This is a genomic window from Leptotrichia hongkongensis (assembly GCF_007990635.1).
Taxonomy (GTDB): Bacteria; Fusobacteriota; Fusobacteriia; order Fusobacteriales; family Leptotrichiaceae; genus Leptotrichia; species Leptotrichia hongkongensis.
In genome coordinates, this window is record NZ_AP019846.1 from 700,044 (window position 1) to 717,932 (window position 17,889).

A 17,889-nucleotide genomic window follows, 5' to 3' on the forward strand; every position below is an offset into this window, starting at 1 on the left:
TTATGATAAAATTAATTATAAATAAGAATATAGCAAACAAAGAAGGGGTGTAATAATTTTATTTGAATTGTTAAAATAATTTTGTGAAAGTTTTAAGATTTAAAGGGGGGAATTGATTGTGGTAAATAGAAAATTTAATGGGGTAGATATTGGGGATAGTGCGGTTGCATTTTTTGAAAAATTAGCTAAGCTGGAAAGTGGAGGAAAATATGATTTAGCAGACCAAAAATACTATATTGGAAAATATCAAATAGGAACAGATGTTTTGATGGATATGGGATGGCTTCCAAAAGGATCAACTTGGTCAAATGCCAGATTTATTGGTGAAGCTGCTACAAAATGGAAGTTAACAGGAAAACAAAGTTTTTTGAATACTCCAGCAGCACAAGATGAAGTAATTATGCGTTCTGTAAAAATGAGATGGGCAACTTTGAAAAAACATAAGGACAAAATTTGTAAAAATATAGCAGTTCCTAAAAATGCAGTTTACAAAGCGCCAGGAAAAGTAACTGCTTCTGAAACAAAAGTAAAAACAATAATAATGAAAAAAAGAAATCAAGGCTATAAAGCGGAAGATTTGAGAGGGAAAAGTTTTTTGCTTACATCATCTGGAATGCTTGCTGCCTCACATTTATGTGGACAAGGTGCAATGTCTAATGCTTTGGAAAATAATTTTAAAGGAGTATGGGGAATACCAGTAGATGGAAATTCCATGCCTTCACTGCTTTATGCTGAAAATTTAGCAGGACATGATTTATCAGTAATTATTGGATTCAAGGATAATTGCGAAGTTGGGCATAAAGTTGTGGAGAAAAATCATACTCAGACTGATAATAAAAATATAAATAAACAGGCTGCAGTTCAACAGAAACCTAAAAATAATGTTTCAAATAATTCTCAATCAAAATCAGCACAAATGCAAAAACCAGTTTCAACTCCAAATACTACAAAAATAGAAAATGTTGAAAATACCAGCAAAATCGGAGTATTCACATTTAATGGGCAGAAATTTGAGGAAGTTTGGGATAGCGAAGAGTATAAAAGAGACAGAGCTGAAAATGGAAAAGCTCCTGAATTAGCCTTTGTAAATCCTGAAGAAGCTATTTTGAAGAGGTTGCAGGCTAAATTTCAAGATGAAAATCTTTATAATCAGGATTATGTAAAATATTTGGAAACTAAGACTGGGAAAAAGGTGCTGGAAGAGAATAATGAAGATATAAATATTATTTTAAAAATGTATGATGAGGCAACAAAAGACAACGAAAACATTGGGAATGTAATAAGACAGTACGGGTTTGATGTTTTGAGAGGAAGAGAAGAGAATAATGAAGTTTTGCGGATACAGGATATAGTTTATTATATTTATTCGTACCCTATTTCAAATAAAACTAGCATAGAGTCGCTGGAATACGTGCTTAGCCAATATTCAGCAAAATATGTGAAATTTCCTGATAAAAAGCCTGTAAATAAATTTAAGAAGCAAAATGATTATGTGGATAAAATACAAGGTGTGATTCAGATACATGTAAAAGATAAGGAAGTTAAGGTTGAAAAAAATCAATTACCTGAAAAATATGATGAATACATGCAAGGAATAAAGGATGTTGATGAAATTGTTATAAAAGTTAGTAAAAAACAGCCATCAGAATTGCAAAAGACAAGATGTGAAAAATTGATACGAGAACTTGGAGAAAATGAGTTGGAATATGAAAAAACTTATTTGATGGATGAAAACGGAGTTAGGCAATTTCCTTTGTCAAGAAGGCTGATTGATAATATAATAATTGAATTTTTGAAGGTTCAGACTGGATTTAAGGAAGAAAATGAAATTAAGTATTTTGATAATCATAAATATAGAGATAGTAATATAGTTAGAAATTATTTGTTATGGTATATAAAAAAACACAAGGGAATAGATTTACCTTCAAAAAATGAAATGGGACTATTTGACAGGCTTCAAAAAATTGGAAAAGATATAAGGGTAACTACTGTTCTTAATGACTGGATAACTTCAAAATCAGCAATAAAAGTACGAAATATTAGACAAATAAGTAATTTGATTGATGAAGTCTATGAAAATTATAGGGATGATTATTCAGATTTTGAGAAAGATAAAAGCATTATTTTGGGATTATTTAAAGATAGCAAAGAATTGCGAGATTATGCATCGAATATTGATTCTATGGACTTGTATTCCTTTTATAAATCATTTTATGATTTGCAGAATATTATAAATCCTACTGGAGAATTATTTGTAAATACTAACTGCATGTTAAAGTGTACGCTTGGAAAGGATATAAGCAGGTTAATAATAAATGAAGATAGAGTTATGCTTAGAGGAGCAAAGCAGGCAAATATAAATGATACAAATATTCAGCCTTTTAAATCATGTAGTGCTATCGGGATTTGTCAGCCAGCATTAATAGGGACATGGGAGAAAAATACAGATGTGAAAGTAAGAGACAAGCCTGCATTGTTGGATATTTCGACTATACAATGTATGCACGGTGGAATAATAAGTATTGATGATGCTGGACAAAAAGAAGTGGGAACGGCAGTTACCAAAACGGAAGAAGTTAAGGAAGCTGAGAGAGATGCAGATTGTCAATATAAGCTGTTAATAAATATTTGTAGCGATATAAATAATAATTTTATGCAGACACAGCTGAAAAAAGAGGCACAAAAATATGCTAAATGGAAAAAATATAAAGTTGGGGTAATGGACAATATGCGTTCTTACTTTGCAAAAGATGTAAAAAATATGCTTGGAATGAGAAAATTAAGTGAGTCTGAAAAGAAAAATAAAGAAAATTTTATAAAGAAAAACAAAGCAAAAATGCAAATTGCAAATCAAGAAGTTACCCCAGAAAAAGAAAAATATCTAAGAAAAAAAATCTATGCTGTATTCAAAGAAGCCTATAAAAGTGTAAAACAAAAATCAGGGCCTAAATTTGATACAAAAGGAGTAATAAAAAATCATGGATTAAGCCTATGTGATTATGAAAGGAAAAATTTCTATTCTGCAAAAATGCTCCCAGTAATAACTTATGGTTATTTAATGCGAGCTGGAAATCTAACTATAACAGAAAATGCAAAAAAATTGATTGAATCAGAATTAAATAGTGATATAAATACTACAAATACAGGACAAATAAAATTACAAAACTACAAAATACAAAATAATGTAAAACAGGCAAAAGAAGTTCCCAAACAAAGAACAAAATCATCAGATGTGTCAAACTGGATTGGAATAGGGAAAACGCTTTATACTTCTACAAAACACGTTCCAACTGCAAGAGATATATTAAATGCTATAAGAAAAAATGGAAAAAGTGTAGCAGTGTGTCCGTTTAGTCAAGGAGTGTGGGATGAAACTCATAGTTCATCAAGTAGAATAAGTGCGAATAATAGTGTTAATAAAAAAGTTGAGAATAGTTCTGAAATTAAGATTAATGGAAATGAAAGTAAAAATTTACAAAATAATACACAAACTATAAAAAGTGGATTAGATAAGGCTCCTGATATTAAACCTGCGGGACGAAAAAATAATGTTAAGGGTAAAAATAATATTTCAAATATTTCAACTTCAAAACAGATTCGAACTTTAAATCCAAAAGAAAGTGAAAAGAAAAATTGTTCAACTTGTCCACATGAAGATCAAAAATTGGATTGTAGAGATACTTGGGATAAGGTTACTAACGAAAGAATAGAAAAACTAGATCCTAGAATAAGATGTACAGTAAAACATTTGATAAACTTTATGGAAGATAAATATAAAATAAGAATGAGAGTCACAGATGGATATAGGAGTCACGCTCAGCAAAATGAACTTTATAAAAAAGGAAGAACAACAAAAGGGCCTGTAGTAACATGGGTTAAAGCAGGGTATAGTTATCATAATTATGGTTTAGCTGTTGATGTCTGTACAATAGAAAATGGAAAAGCATATTGGAGAGAAAAAGATTATAAGTTATTTAATAATGAAGCTGTAAAATTTGGTGCAGAATGGGGAATTAAGTTTAAAGACAAACCACATTTTCAATTTAGATTTGGTAAGACAGCAAGTCAACATTATCAAGATTATAAAAATAGAGGAAACAAATTAAGTTATATGCTTTAAAAAATATAATAATTAGGTTATTTTGTGCTTTTTAAGATATTTCTGAATAGAAGATAGCAAAACTGATAAAAAATAAATTCCGATATAAGAGAAGAAGAAAAATGTCTAGATTATAAAGATGGCTCTAAAAGAGATTAAGGAGAGGTGCTAAAATGAATGATAAATTTAGATTACATTTTGAAATAATTTACAAGAAGAAGTAAAGAAGATATTTTGAATATTATGAAAATGGGGAAATAAAAGGCTATTTGATATTTCATGAAAATGAGGATATTAAATGGTGAAGAAGAAAATATTTACTATAAAGAATAAAATTAAAAATAATCATATTGACAAAATTTAAATTTTATTGTATTATTATATTAATTAAAAAAAGATTAAAAAAACAAAAGAAAGGGGAAAATAAAGTTATTTGGAATATTGTATAAAAGTAGTTTAAATGAATTGCAAAAAGTTGATAGCAGTAATTAATTTTATATGATTCTAAGAATAACTTTAAAAGGAAAATGGGGAATAAGAATGTTATAAATCAGACTAATCGAACTATTTTATTTGAGGAAATTAATCCAGAGAAAATGGATATTTTAACGCTTATTAATGATGCGAGGGATATGGATTCGCTGGATGATGAGAATATTATTGAGATTAACAGGCATCTTTTGGTTGGGAGTTTTGAGGAGTTTCTGGAAAAATTTGATCCAAAGGTTTACAGTTATTTTGATGCAGAGAGTCAGAGCATTAAATATATTTTGAAAAAGCCGGAAGGAGTGCCTGAGGATCTTGTGACAGAAATTAAGATTAATAATGGGAATACGTTTTTTAAGATGCTTAGTACTTTGATTGAGGCTAGAAAGTCACAAGGTAACAGGAATGTGGATTTTAAGTTTGAAAATATTTTGGAGTTAATTTCACCGAAAAAGGTTATCGAGGATATTAAGCAGACGAGAAAAGAGATTGCGTATATTTATCAGAAATACGAAGAACTGGATGATGAAAATCCTAAAAAACTGGAATTAGGAGATAAACTTAATTCAAAGTTTGAAGAAGCTTCAGAAAATTACAGTAATGTGCTTGGAATGTTGCCACTTGCGATTGAAGACATAAAAACTCGGCTTTTAATCGGAAGTGATACGAATAATTTTAAGTCAGAGAAAATAAAGCTTGGAATGCTTCAAGTGGGAGAAAAAGGAGAGCTTGAAGTAATTGAGTATAAGCAGGAAAATCAGATGGCTCTTGCAATGATTGAAGAAAAAAATACAACAGCTTTAGTTGAGGCTTTTAGAGATGACTATGAAAATGTGACCGATGAGCCAAATAAATATATTAGCGATTTGGTTGTCAGAACATTTGTACCGCTTGCAAAGACATTTGTGGATGTTGATCCTGAGCAGGAAGTTGAAAATTATAATAATTATTTGGCATTTTATAAATCGGCACAGGAGGATTTTATAAAAATTGCAAAACCTCTAATTGAAAAAATATTGGGTGTGAAAATGTTTTTTGAGCAGTATGATGTGAGAATGGGGCTTATGAAACCAACGCTTTTGATTACAAATATAAAGCCCGAAATGATTGTAAAGGCTGGAAATAATGATAAATTAAGAGCATTTTTGAACACAACTAATGAAAAGAATGATTTTGACAATACAGTATGGTTTGGAATTTATCCAAATGTTGATTTGGAGATGAAAAAAACTGAGAAAAAAGTTCGAGAAAGATTTATGGGAACGAAGAATGAAGATAAAACTGAAAAAAATACAATTGAAGTATTAACAAGCTTAATGACTATATTAGCGGAATATAGAGTCCAAGTATTTTTTAATTTTGAAGGAAAGCCTGAAACTTCGTTTGACAATCTTGCTACAATGGGTGTGGATAAATATATTGAAAAGACTCAAATGTTGGAAAATCAAAAATATTCTGAATATTTAATACCAGTAATTCCTAATTTTACGATAATTCCAAAGGATAAATCAGGTGTTATGCTGGATTATAAAATGAAATTTGAAGAAGAAACAGGGGTATCACTTTCAAAAGAACAGGAAGATTTGTTGAAATTTTGGATAGAAGGAGTGTATGTTGATGCGTCATATGTTGCAGCTGGAATAATCGGAGCCACACAATGTCCAAATTATCTGAAGGAAAGATTTTCAAATGTATCACCACAATATCCAGGAGTACGTTTTGACATTGAGGAAAAAGACAATTCTTATCATACAAAAACAACAATGTCGAAGGAAATATCAGGATTTACAAATACAATAAAGGATAGAATAAATCAATTTAACTATGGATTTGTATTTTCATCGGATAATGCAAATGTAGCACGTGAAAAAATACGAAATATAGTTGTATATAAGGCAAGAACTTTGTTAAAAAATCTGGATGGAGGCTATGAGCCGCTTTATAAGACACTTACAACAACATATATTGAAAGAACGTTAAGATTTACAACGACAGACTTTAAAGAAGACAAGTTAAATATGTTTTTCAGTACAAATCCTGAAAGTCAAAAATCAGTTTGGTTAAAAGATACAAAATTTGTAAATGGAATAATGCAAAAAGGGGATGACTTATCCCATATAATTGATGTAGACAATGGTATTTGCCAGTTAAATATAACTTTTGCAGGGAATTTGAAAAATTTACAAGTTGAAATTAATAAAAATTAGTAAGATAAAAAAATGGGGGAGAGATGATTGAGAATAAATATCCTATATTTGGGCATGGGCAGGTAATAAGTAAGCAGGCACTTGATTTATTGAGGGATAATCCCATAGAATTGACAGAACTATTATATCTGGATAGAAAAGACGGGATAATTTCGGGATTTAATCTTGTTACAGATGCAGAAAGCAAACAAGTGACAGTTACAAAAGGAATTGTGAAATGTGGCAGTAAAATTTTTTGTATGAACGAAGATTATAAATTTGATATGCCTGAGATTGAGAATAGATATATTTTGAAATTAAATCTATTTTCAGATTTTCAGAAAAGAAAATTTTATGTTAGAAGTGCAGATTTTTCGTTAGAAATTTTAAATAATGGAGAAAATATTGAAATAAAAAATGAAAATGATGTTGAAACTGGATTTGATTTAGGTGATAAATTAGAAATAAATTATGAAAATATTGAAAATACTGGAAGAAAGAAAATCGGAGAAATTGAGATAACGAGATTTATTACAAGAGTTGGAGCAGAACTTAGAAATGATTATAATAGTTTTATAGATTTAAGACGTGATTTTAATTTGCTGGAACTGATAAATACAAAATATTCTTCAAGACACGAATTAGGAACACTTCATCCTAAAATCTTGAAATTGTTTGGGAAAGAGGCTTCTAAAAAGGAAAATTTGGATATCTATGATGTTAATTTCTATGTAAATTGCTTAAATGGAAATATAGAAAGAGATGTTATAATAGCTTATATTAATTTAAAGTTACAGATGGAAAATGAAAATTATAGTAATGAAGAGCTTTACCAGTATCTAGTTAAAATTTTAGAAAATTTAGGAAAAGATAGGGAAATTTCTCAGAAAAAAAGAGTAATTCCTAGAAAAATTACAATTGAATAAAAAATTGAGATTTATCAATTTTCTAATTTTATACATTCATTATTTAATACGATTCCTTAGTTAAAAAGTAAAAATTATATTTTAATTATTTGGAAATACAGATTGTTATTCCGCTATGAAAAAATTTATAATAAATTCGTTATTTAAACAGAGTTTAGTATAAGTAGTTGAAACCAATTAGAACTACTTTTTAAGAGAATTACATAAATATTAGATTTTAATACTTTGATAAAAAGATTTTTAATATTTTCATTATTTAAATGAGATTTATTATTAGTATAAAAACTCAAGCAGTTATAAAAAATATATAATTTCACTGCTTGAGTGTATTCTTATGTATTAATTAATGTGATTAATCAACTGTAAATAGAAATTGATTTCCTGCATATAAACCTAATTTATTTTTATTTAGCTTAAACGTATAAGTTCCATCTGTTAAACTGTCATTTTTTTCATTAAAAGTTAAGTTTTTTGTGTCAACTTGCATTCCATTTTCAGATTCGCCTTTGTAAGTTATTTTATATTGGTTATTTTCTTTAGAAAATACTAAAATTCTATCTTCCATTGAGATTTCTTTACCAATAAGTCTATCTACATGTTGTAAAGTCTGGCTAGATTTTATTTCTTCTGGTTTTACTTGAGAAGCGGGCTGATTAGTTGCATTTTCATTAACATTTTCAGAAGATTCTACAACTGGCTGTGCTTCTTGTGGGTTGGATTGCGAATTATTATTTGTAGTATCAGCACTTTGTTGTTCAATTTGAATTTCATCTTGATCTTCATTTTGAGTTGCTTCTTTTTTTCCGCAGCCCACTATTGCTAATATTACAAATGTACTAATTAACATTTGTTTTTTCAAATTCATAAATTACCACATCCTTTTAAATTTATTCTTAGTATATATTTTATATTGTTTTTTAGGAAATTACAAGAGTTTTATTATAATAAAAGTTTTAAAATTTTCATTTTTATAATAAATCCTTAAAAATAATTAAAGTTTTGAGAAAAAAGGCTATTCTTTTTTAGAAAAGTGTGGTATAATAGACATAGATAACCAAAAGCAAGTAAGTGTAACAAAAATATATATTTGTAACAGTAACAGTTGTTTGAGGTGTAAAATTTTAGGAGGTAATACTTTGTTAGGTAAAGTAAAATGGTTTAACGACAAAAAAGGATTCGGATTTATTTCAGGAGAAGATGGAAATGATTATTTCTTACATTTCTCAAAAATCAATAAAGAAGGATTCAAAACAGTTAACGAAGGTGAAGAAGTAAGCTTTGATGTAGAAGAAGGACCAAAAGGACCTCAAGCAACAAATGTAATTTCTCAATAATCGATTAATTAACTTTTTGTTTAAAGGAAGGCTGTTTCAAAATGATAAATTTTGGAATGGCTTTTTCCTTTATATATGATTTTATTTTAAAATATAATAAAACTCTTTAAATGTGGACTTAAATGTTACAATTTGTTAATTAAACTTAACTGTATAAGTTCAAAATTAAAGAAATTAATTGTATAGAAAGAGAGGGAATCTTATGTTAGTGGATTATCATATGCATTTTGAATATGGGAGTTATGATGAGGATTATGTGAATCCATTCTTTGAAAAAGCAAAGGAAATGGAGCTTTCAGAAATTGGAATAACGGAACATACTCACGGATTTAAGGAATTTAAGGATTTATATTATGAGGAGCTGATTTTGGATAATAGTGAAACTGGGAATTTCCAGAAAAAATGGCTTGAGCAGAAAACAAAATTCGTGCATACGTTGGATGAATACAGAGATTTTATAGATAAGTTGAAATCAAAAGGATATCCAGTAAAATTTGGAATTGAAGTGTGTAATTTTAAAAATCAGGAGAAAGTTAAGGAGATATTGTCTAAATATGATTTTGACTATCTGATTGTTTCAATACATTTTATTAAGGGATGGGGATTTGATTTTAGTGCTTTGAAGCATAAATTTACAGATGAGAATTTGGTGCAGATTTGGAAGGATTATGCAAAAGAGATTGAGGATGTGGCAAATACGGGAATGTATGATATTTTAGGGCATCCGTTTAACTTGAGATTATTTAAAAATATTCCAGAAAAAAAAGATGTTGATAACTTGCTTAAAAGTACTGCTAAATGCTTGAAAAAAAATAATATGGTTGTGGATATAAACACAGGAACGTTTTACCGTTATCCAATCAAAGAAATTACTCCATATAGAGATTTTATGGAATATGTGAAAAAATATGATATTCCTGTGATTTTGTCAAGTGATTCGCATTATTCTGAACATGTTGGAATGAAAATAAAGGAAGCTGGTGAATATGCAAAGGAATTTGGAATTACTGAAATGGTAACTTTTGACAAAAGAAAGAGAAGAATGGTTGAAATAGGTTAAAAATTTTAGTAAGTGGAATTAGTGAAAAATAAAAAAATAGGGATTGACTCAAAGTATGAGATAATCCCTTTAATTTTATTATTGACTAATTTTTTCTTTTCTTAATATCTTCCCAGTCTAATGTAGTAGAAAATTCTTTCATAAATGCAATCAAAATTCCTAAAAATAATCCTAAGAATAATGAACCAGCTATAACCAGCTTTTTATTTAACGCAGGTTTTGTTACAGAATTTACATATTTAACAACTGGATTTGAGTCATTTTTTAATAGACGGTAATATGCTAATCTTGATACTAATGTGTCTGTTAAAGAGTCTTTTGTAGTCCGCACATCAATGTTTTTTGTTAAAAAGCTATATTGTTGCTCTAATAATTTTATTTGTTTATCCAAAAAATTGTTTTTTCTTTCAAGCAGATAGCCTTGTGCAAGTATTGGATACTCTTTTGCAAAATCTTCTCCTTCAGCCTTGTTATTTGTAGTGAATTTTACTTTTACTGTTGGATCATTATTTTCTGACTGTGCTGTTAATCTTGTTGTCATTTCCTTAAAGAATTTATCCTCTGGCAAATTCACATTTCTCAAAGTTTTTGAATTTTTTTTCAAGTATGAGTAAAAATCAAAGGAATTTAGTGAAAATTGTGAGTTTTCTCCAATTTCAGTAAGAACTTTATCATTTCCATAAAGAGTAATGTCTGATTTAAAGGATTTGTTCACAAAGACAAAAGCTGTGGAAAGTATCACAACTATTATTGTAGTTAAAGCGATTAAAAATTTATTTTTATAAATAATCTTAATTATCATACTAGCGTCAATTATTTGCTGATTTTTATTATCCATTTTATTTCCTTTCAAATTAAATCTATATCTTAATTCTATCAAAAAAAGTACAAAATGACAATGGGGAATTTAATAAAAATTATAAAATAAACCGAAAGTATGATATAATTGGTTATAAATTTGAAAATACAAAGTAAGAAAGAAGGTTTTTAAATGTATATAAATCCAATTATTGAAGGAATTGAAATTTCTGATATTAGGAAAATTCATGAAAGATTAGTAAATTATAAAAATGTGATAAATATGACAATTGGGGAGCCTGATATTGATGTTCCGCAGGAAGTGAAGGAAGCTGTGGCTTATCATGCTTTAAATAGCAGAATAAAATATTCTCCTGTGGGAGGGATGCCTGAATTAAGAGAAAAGATTGCCAAATACTATAATGAGCAGTTTTTGGGAAATTACAATGCTCAAAATGTTTTGGTGACAGTTGGTTCTACAGAGGGGCTTGCTTCGGTTTTGAAAACTATTTTGGCAAAAGATGATGAAGTGATTATTCCAACACCTGCATATGTGGGATATGAGCCATTGATTACGATTTCTGAGGCGAAAACTAAATTTGTTGATTTGGAAGAAAATAATTTTGTGTTGACAAAAGAACTTTTAGAAAAAAATATTACTGATAAAACTAAATTAATAATTTTGACATATCCGAATAATCCATCTGGAATTATGCTTGCAGAAGAGGAAATGGTTAAAATTGTGAGATTTTTGAAGGAAAAAAAGATTTACCTGATAAGTGATGAAATTTATGCAGCGATTACTTTTGAGAAATTTACTTCCTTTGCAAAATTTTCTGATGAATTGAAGGAACAGCTAATTATAATTAATGGATTTTCAAAATCACATTCAATGACAGGCTACAGACTAGGCTATATTATTGCCGATGAAAAATTACAGAATCAAGTGAAGAAAGTGAGTCAGTACAACGTGACAAGTGCCTCAACATTGTCACAATATGGAGCAATTGCCGCTCTTGATAAATGTTCTGATACAGCGAAAATTTCTGAAATTTATAAAAATAGAGTGGAATATTTTGTAAATGGGCTAGAAAAATTAGGTTTTGAATGTTTAAAACCTAAAGGGGCATTTTATGTTTTTGCAACTTATAAAAATATTGAGAAGTTTAAAAATATGAAATCATTTGATTTTGTTCTTGATTTATTGGAAAAAACGGAACTTGCGATTGTACCTGGAATTACATTTCAAGTGGAGGGGTATGTGAGATTTTCGATTGTGCATGATATTCCAGTATTGGAAGAGGCTATAAAGAGGTTGGAAAAGTATACAAAAGAGAAGTAAAAATGATAATTTAGAAAATTGGAGAAATCAATGGAAAAAACGGAAAAGAAAAATTTGAAAAAAGGAGACTTGATACAGTTAAAAATTGTAAATCTTGATACTAAGGGCAGAGCCTATGGATTTTTTGATGAAAATAAAATTTATGTGAATATTAATGCGGCAGAAAATCAAGTTGTTGAAGGAATTTTTGTAAAAAGACGGAGAAAGTATGAGCTGATACATTGCAAAATTATTGATTTTGCTGGGAGAAAAAATGCGATATATGATGATATTAAAAGACAAAATGGAGGCTGTAACTACCAGTATTATACCTATGATGAGCAGCTTGAAATAAAGGCAGGGCATATAAAAAAAGAATTAGACAAGATTATTAAGTATGACTATATTTTTGAAGAGCCTGTCAGAAGTGTAAGGCCTGATAAATATAGAAACAAGATGGAATTTAGCTTTGGAAATGCTACAAAAGGAGGGCCTATAATTTTAGGGCTTCATAAGCAGAACAGTTTTCACGATATTGTAGAAGTTGATGGGTTAAAATTAATGGATGATAATTTTAATAAAATTTATGTTTTTTGTAATGAATTTTGTAAAAAGAAAGGTTTTGACTTTTATCACAGACTTGATCATATAGGTTTTTTTAGAAATCTTGTAATTAGAAAAGCAGAATTTACAAAGCAGATTTTGGTAAATATTGTAACAACGACTCAAATTAGTGAAATGGAAAAGGAAAAATTTCAAAAAGAGTTTAAGGAAGGATTGTTAGCCTTAAATTTGGATGATAATTTTAAAATTATTGGAATTTTACACACATTTAATGATAATTTTTCGGATATGGTTATTTCCGAAAGTGAAACGATTTTGTATGGAGAACGTGATTTGACAGAGGAGATTTTTGGATTAAAATTTAAAATCAGTCCATACAGCTTTTTCCAGACAAATTCCCAGACAGTCGAAAAATTATATGGAAAAGTCTTAACATACCTTGAAGAAATTGAAAATATAAAAATTCACGAAGCAACAGTTTTTGACTTATTTAGCGGTACAGGTACAATTGGACAAATTGTTTCAAAAAAGGCAAAGCAGGTTTATGGAGTCGAATTAGTGCCAGAAGCGGTAGAAAAGGCTAATGAAAATGCAAAATTAAATAATATTCAGAATGCACATTTTATCGCAGGAGATGTTTTTGCAAAATTAGATGAATTTGATAATGACGGAATCAATCCAGACATTTTAATTTTGGATCCGCCACGTGCTGGTGTAGGTGAAAAAACTATCACAAAGCTGGTAAAATACAATACTAAAAATATAATTTATGTGTCTTGTAATCCAAAAACTTTGATGACAGATCTGATAAAGTTTGGGGAATTTAGATACAGGCTGGTTAGGTGTTCGGTAGTGGATATGTTCCCGGTTACACCGCATTTAGAGGTTGTTTGTTTGCTGGAAAAAGTAGAACAGAAATGATAAGAAGTAAATAAAATAAAAATATTTTAAAACTGCACTTTTAATCTTGTATTTAAAGTTTAAGTGCAGTTTTTATATTTATAATAAATATTTTTATAATTTTTTCATTTCATTTGCAACAAATTCAACCAATGGACCAATAATTACCTGAACGTCTGTTTTAGAAGGTTTTATTATTCCCGCTGCAACTTTTTTAATTTTTTTATCATCTACTAAAGTCGAATCTTTTACTTCCAGTCTTAATCTTGTAGCACAGTTATCTATGGAAACTACATTATCTTTTCCACCTAATGCTTCATATATTATTGTAGCTACTTCTGTATGACTGTTATTTGAAGTTTCTATTTTTAATTCTTCTTCATTATCCTCTTCTTCTCTTCCAGGTGTTTTTAAATTAAAGGTTTTTATCAGTACTTTAAATAACAGATAATAAGCTGCTCCAAATCCAAGTCCTAGAACTAACAGCATAAATGGATTGTTAGCCATTGGCATTCCTGAAGTTAGTGAAAAGTCGATAAGTCCTGCACTAAATCCAAATCCTGCTGTCCAGTGGAACATTGATGCTATAAATAAACTTAATCCTGTTAAAAGTGCATGAACTGCATATAATAAAGGTGCTACAAACATAAATGCAAATTCAAGGGGTTCTGTTACTCCTGTTACAAATGAAGTAACTCCTGCTGCCAACATTAGAGATGCGATTTGTTTTTTTCTTTCAGGTTTAGCTTCTTGATACATTGCAAATGCCGCTGCTGGTAATCCAAACATCATAATAGGGAAGAATCCTGCCTGATACATTCCTGTTATACCTTTTACTCCTGTTCCTCCAAGGAAGTTTCCAATATCGTTTATTCCTGCTACATCAAACCAGAAAACCGCATTTAATGCATGGTGTAATCCTAAAGGAATTAACAATCTGTTAAAGAATCCAAATATTCCGGCTCCTAAAGGTCCAAGTTTTAAGAATGTTTCTCCTAAAGTTACTAATGCTCCAAATATTATAGGCCATACAAAGAATAATACAGGAGATAATACAAGCATTACAGCTGATGTTAATATCGGAACTAATCTTTTACCACTGAAAAATGCAAAAGCCATTGGCAACTGTGTCTTATGGAATCTGTTGAATATTTCAGCAGCTATTATTCCTGATAATATCCCTATAAATGCATTATTTATTTTTCCAAAAGCTAAAGGAACTTTATCTACATCTACTTTTGTCAAAACTGCAACGGACTCTTTTGATAATAATGTAGTTATTACTAAAAAACCTACTAATCCTGCTAATGCTGCAGAACCATCTTTTTCTTTAGATATCCCAACTGCTATTCCAACTGCGAACAATATAGGAATATTGTCCAATATGGAAGCTCCTGATTTAATTAGGAAAGCCGCTGCAGGACTGTTTGCTCCCCAACCAACAGGATCAAGTCTGTAACCTATTCCTAAAAGTATTGCTGCAGCTGGTAATACTGCAACTGGCAACATAAGGGATTTACCAATTTTCTGTAAATACTTCATCATTTTTAACCAACTCTCTTTCTATTTTTTTGTTCATATTCTTCTATCACATAGGAATATAATTTTTTTTCATTATTATTATATCTTATTTTTATATTATGTCAATATTTAAAGAAAAAATTCTTAATGTTTTTCTATTTTTTTTCTAAGTATTTTTGTTTTGTTTGAAATTTTTTATGTTATTTTTCTATTGATATATGTTTATAACATATCTGATAAGACTATTTAATATTTCAGTTTCCCTATAATTTAACATAATATTCACCTTTCTATAATAATGATACCTCAAAAATTTAAATAATCAATCTAAATTACATTTCAAATATATTTGAAAAAATGTTACCAGCTGCAATTTTGTTTATAATTTTATTATTTCCTTATTTTTTTAAAGTTTATCCAAAAATACGGAAAAAACCTTACTTTAAAAATCGAAATTATAATATACATATGGTATAATAATATTGTATTAAAAGAATATTTTAGATTTGAACACTACTTTAAATTAAATAGATAAAATATCAAGAATTATATTTTCAGAAAAAATAAATGAAAGGAATGATAAATATGAAAAAATATTAGTGTTAGCTATAATGGCTTTAAAAATTAGTACAAATGTATTTGCTTGTTCTGGTAATAGTATGATTGAGGATATAATGGCTGATAAAATTATTCGTTCAAAAGAACTGGAAGACATAATAAAAGAAGAAATGAAACTTATTAAAAAATGTCGCATGGAGGATTCGTTAGCATATAAAATTGCCAGTTCAAAAACTCCAGAGGAAATAACAGAAAAAGAGATGAAACTCATTAAGAAACATGGATATGAATTTTTGCTGTCAGATGAATTTAGAAAACAAATAAAAAAAGAGATGACTAAAAATCTTGAGAAGAAGAAATGAGCAGATTTTTATAAGGATTAAAAGTAAAAAGGGAATTTTTTATGAATAAAATCTTTTAAATTTTTTCAAATGGAAAAATATCAAGGAAATTCTCTTGACAAGTGGGAGGAAATGATATATAATTAACTAATATGAGCCTTTCCCACAAAGGACCGTTATTCTATAAAATAGAGAATAAAAACAGGAGGAAACAAAGTGAGTAAATACACTGTAATGCAAAAAAAAGAAGAAGTTGTAAGAAATTGGTATGAGATAGATGCAGAAGGAAAAGTGCTTGGAAAATTAGCTACTGAAATCGCAGTAAGATTAATGGGTAAACACAAACCAAGCTATACACCACACGTTGACGGAGGAGATTTTGTTATTATTACAAATGCTGATAAAATCGCTGTAACAGGAAATAAATTATTAGACAAGAAATATTACAGACATAGTGGATATCCAGGTGGATTGAGAGTAAGAACTTTAGAAGAAATGTTACAAAAACAACCTACTGAAGTAATCAGAAAAGCTGTAGAAAGAATGTTACCTAAAAATAAATTAGGAAGCCAAATGATTAACAGATTGAGATTATTCACAGGATCTGAGCATACACATACAGCACAAAAACCAGAAAGAATAGAGTTATAGGAGGTAAATTTTCGTGGCAGAAAAAATTCAATATTTAGGAACTGGAAGAAGAAAAACTTCAGTAGCAAGAGTAAGATTAGTACCAGGTGAAACTGGAGTAACAATAAATGGAAAAGATATGAGAGAATATTTTGGTGGAAGAGAAATCTTGGCTAAAATAGTAGAACAACCATTAGAATTAACAGAAACTTTAAACAAATATGGAGTAAAAGTTAACGTAAATGGTGGAGGAAATACTGGACAAGCAGGAGCAATTAGACATGGTGTTTCAAGAGCATTATTAGTAGCTGATGCTGAATTAAGAGGAGCTTTAAAAGAAGCTGGATTCTTAACAAGAGATTCAAGAATGGTTGAAAGAAAAAAATACGGGAAAAAGAAAGCAAGAAGAAGCCCACAATTCTCAAAAAGATAATTATATTATTTTATACGCCCTTGGAAACACTGGTTTTCAGGGGTTTTTATTTTGGAAAAAGCATAGAAAAGTACAGAAATGTATGCTTACAATATACACACAATATACAGGTAATATACAAAATACTATATCTTTTCCTGTTATACAATTTAAATAAAATTTTTATAAACTTATATTTTATATTATAATTATAGCGAAACTGCTTTAAAACTAAACTCAAAAGGCTATGACTATTTTACTCAAACCCTAAATCTATATAATTTTAGTAGTTTAATTTTAAATAGGTTTGAGTATAATTTAAAATAATAAGGAGGAATTATGGAAAATAAAAGTTATTTTGATGTGGATTACTTAGTTACATTAGGTGGATTATTTTAGGGTTTCTTATAACATCTTGTACGCTTGGGATTTCTTATCCATGGGCATTATGCATGATTTATGCTTGGAAAATAAATCATAATGTTATTGAGGGTAGAAGGCTAAAATTTAACGGTAGTGCAATAGGTTTATTTGGCAACTGGATAAAGTGGTTATTGCTAATAGTGGTAACTTTAGGAATATATGGATTTTGGGTACATATTAAGTTAGAACAATGGAAAGTAAAAAATACAACTTTTTTAAATTAATTTGTTAAATTAAGGCTGATTGTTTCAGTCTTTTTTTTGTATTAATTTTTTTAATAACGAATTTATTCTAAGTTTTTTTATTGAGAAATAATAATCTATATTTTCA

Annotated in this window: 14 protein-coding genes; 11 read left to right on the top strand and 3 right to left on the bottom strand. The window is 28.8% G+C overall.

Features of this window, described 5'->3' with window-relative positions; translation table 11 throughout:
• The first annotated feature begins 118 nt into the window (after nt 1–118).
• The 3 genes from FVE75_RS03360 to FVE75_RS03370 all read left to right on the top strand — a co-directional run bounded on the left by FVE75_RS03360 (nt 119) and on the right by FVE75_RS03370 (nt 7,697).
• On the top strand, nt 119–4,120 hold the full coding sequence (locus FVE75_RS03360; RefSeq protein WP_232052606.1) for a PAAR-like protein: 4,002 nt from the start codon (nt 119–121) through the stop codon (nt 4,118–4,120).
• Nucleotides 4,121–4,626: 506 nt separating this feature from the next.
• Complete coding sequence (locus FVE75_RS03365; RefSeq protein WP_147005215.1) at nt 4,627–6,792, top strand: transcriptional regulator; 2,166 nt, start codon at nt 4,627–4,629, stop codon at nt 6,790–6,792.
• Between the two features lie 23 nt (nt 6,793–6,815).
• Nucleotides 6,816–7,697, top strand: a complete 882-nt coding sequence (locus FVE75_RS03370) for a hypothetical protein (protein ID WP_147005216.1) — start codon at nt 6,816–6,818, stop codon at nt 7,695–7,697.
• Between the two features lie 352 nt (nt 7,698–8,049).
• Here the strand turns inward: FVE75_RS03370 and FVE75_RS03375 are convergent, their stop codons facing one another.
• The gene (locus FVE75_RS03375) at nt 8,050–8,562 is read right to left on the bottom strand and encodes a hypothetical protein (RefSeq protein ID WP_147005217.1); all 513 of its coding nucleotides are present in this window, start codon (nt 8,560–8,562) and stop codon (nt 8,050–8,052) included.
• Between the two features lie 271 nt (nt 8,563–8,833).
• Here FVE75_RS03375 and FVE75_RS03380 point away from each other — a divergent pair, with 271 nt between their 5' ends.
• Together FVE75_RS03380 and FVE75_RS03385 are read left to right on the top strand one after the other, a co-directional pair.
• Complete coding sequence (locus tag FVE75_RS03380; protein WP_015769847.1) at nt 8,834–9,031, top strand: cold-shock protein; 198 nt, start codon at nt 8,834–8,836, stop codon at nt 9,029–9,031.
• Between the two features lie 202 nt (nt 9,032–9,233).
• Nucleotides 9,234–10,091 (top strand): histidinol-phosphatase HisJ family protein, encoded by an 858-nt coding sequence (locus FVE75_RS03385; RefSeq protein ID WP_147005218.1) that lies wholly within the window; start codon nt 9,234–9,236, stop codon nt 10,089–10,091.
• Between the two features lie 85 nt (nt 10,092–10,176).
• Here FVE75_RS03385 and FVE75_RS03390 read toward each other — a convergent pair whose 3' ends face one another.
• Entirely contained in the window at nt 10,177–10,929 is a 753-nt protein-coding gene (locus FVE75_RS03390) for a GumC domain-containing protein (protein WP_147005219.1), read from the bottom strand.
• Between the two features lie 153 nt (nt 10,930–11,082).
• Here FVE75_RS03390 and FVE75_RS03395 point away from each other — a divergent pair, with 153 nt between their 5' ends.
• Both FVE75_RS03395 and rlmD read left to right on the top strand, forming a co-directional pair.
• Entirely contained in the window at nt 11,083–12,231 is a 1,149-nt protein-coding gene (locus tag FVE75_RS03395) for a pyridoxal phosphate-dependent aminotransferase (protein WP_147005220.1), read from the top strand.
• A gap of 30 nt (nt 12,232–12,261) precedes the next feature.
• Nucleotides 12,262–13,695 carry a 23S rRNA (uracil(1939)-C(5))-methyltransferase RlmD gene (gene rlmD / locus FVE75_RS03400; RefSeq protein WP_147005221.1) on the top strand — a complete coding sequence of 478 codons (1,434 nt, stop codon included), beginning with the start codon at nt 12,262–12,264 and terminating at the stop codon, nt 13,693–13,695.
• A 93-nt stretch (nt 13,696–13,788) separates the two neighbouring features.
• On the opposite strand, the gene nagE is transcribed toward rlmD, so the two are convergent.
• Nucleotides 13,789–15,219, bottom strand: coding sequence for an N-acetylglucosamine-specific PTS transporter subunit IIBC (gene nagE / locus FVE75_RS03405; RefSeq protein WP_147005222.1), 1,431 nt, complete (start codon nt 15,217–15,219; stop codon nt 13,789–13,791).
• Between the two features lie 587 nt (nt 15,220–15,806).
• On the opposite strand from nagE, the gene FVE75_RS03410 reads away from it, so the two are divergent.
• The 4 genes from FVE75_RS03410 to FVE75_RS11205 all read left to right on the top strand — a co-directional run bounded on the left by FVE75_RS03410 (nt 15,807) and on the right by FVE75_RS11205 (nt 17,783).
• On the top strand, nt 15,807–16,115 hold the full coding sequence (locus FVE75_RS03410; RefSeq protein ID WP_147005223.1) for a hypothetical protein: 309 nt from the start codon (nt 15,807–15,809) through the stop codon (nt 16,113–16,115).
• Nucleotides 16,116–16,310: 195 nt separating this feature from the next.
• A complete protein-coding gene (gene rplM / locus FVE75_RS03415; protein WP_147005224.1) occupies nt 16,311–16,745 on the top strand; it encodes a 50S ribosomal protein L13 in 435 nt (144 codons plus the stop codon).
• A 13-nt stretch (nt 16,746–16,758) separates the two neighbouring features.
• On the top strand, nt 16,759–17,157 hold the full coding sequence (rpsI, locus tag FVE75_RS03420; RefSeq protein ID WP_018450229.1) for a 30S ribosomal protein S9: 399 nt from the start codon (nt 16,759–16,761) through the stop codon (nt 17,155–17,157).
• Nucleotides 17,158–17,588: 431 nt separating this feature from the next.
• Nucleotides 17,589–17,783, top strand: coding sequence for a DUF898 family protein (locus FVE75_RS11205; RefSeq protein WP_147005225.1), 195 nt, complete (start codon nt 17,589–17,591; stop codon nt 17,781–17,783).
• Nucleotides 17,784–17,889 lie beyond the last annotated feature (106 nt).

Excerpts from the sequence above, each read along its gene's own strand:
- FVE75_RS03370 (WP_147005216.1), top strand. The coding sequence starts at position 6,816 with ATGATTGAGAATAAATATCCTATATTTGGGCATGGGCAGGTAATAAGT.
- FVE75_RS11205 (WP_147005225.1), top strand. The coding sequence starts at position 17,589 with ATGATTTATGCTTGGAAAATAAATCATAATGTTATTGAGGGTAGAAGG.
- FVE75_RS03385 (WP_147005218.1), top strand. The coding sequence starts at position 9,234 with ATGTTAGTGGATTATCATATGCATTTTGAATATGGGAGTTATGATGAG.
- nagE (WP_147005222.1), bottom strand. The coding sequence starts at position 15,219 with ATGATGAAGTATTTACAGAAAATTGGTAAATCCCTTATGTTGCCAGTT.
- FVE75_RS03365 (WP_147005215.1), top strand. The coding sequence starts at position 4,627 with ATGGGGAATAAGAATGTTATAAATCAGACTAATCGAACTATTTTATTT.
- FVE75_RS03390 (WP_147005219.1), bottom strand. The coding sequence starts at position 10,929 with ATGGATAATAAAAATCAGCAAATAATTGACGCTAGTATGATAATTAAG.
- FVE75_RS03395 (WP_147005220.1), top strand. The coding sequence starts at position 11,083 with ATGTATATAAATCCAATTATTGAAGGAATTGAAATTTCTGATATTAGG.
- FVE75_RS03410 (WP_147005223.1), top strand. The coding sequence starts at position 15,807 with ATGGCTTTAAAAATTAGTACAAATGTATTTGCTTGTTCTGGTAATAGT.
- FVE75_RS03375 (WP_147005217.1), bottom strand. The coding sequence starts at position 8,562 with ATGAATTTGAAAAAACAAATGTTAATTAGTACATTTGTAATATTAGCA.
- rlmD (WP_147005221.1), top strand. The coding sequence starts at position 12,262 with ATGGAAAAAACGGAAAAGAAAAATTTGAAAAAAGGAGACTTGATACAG.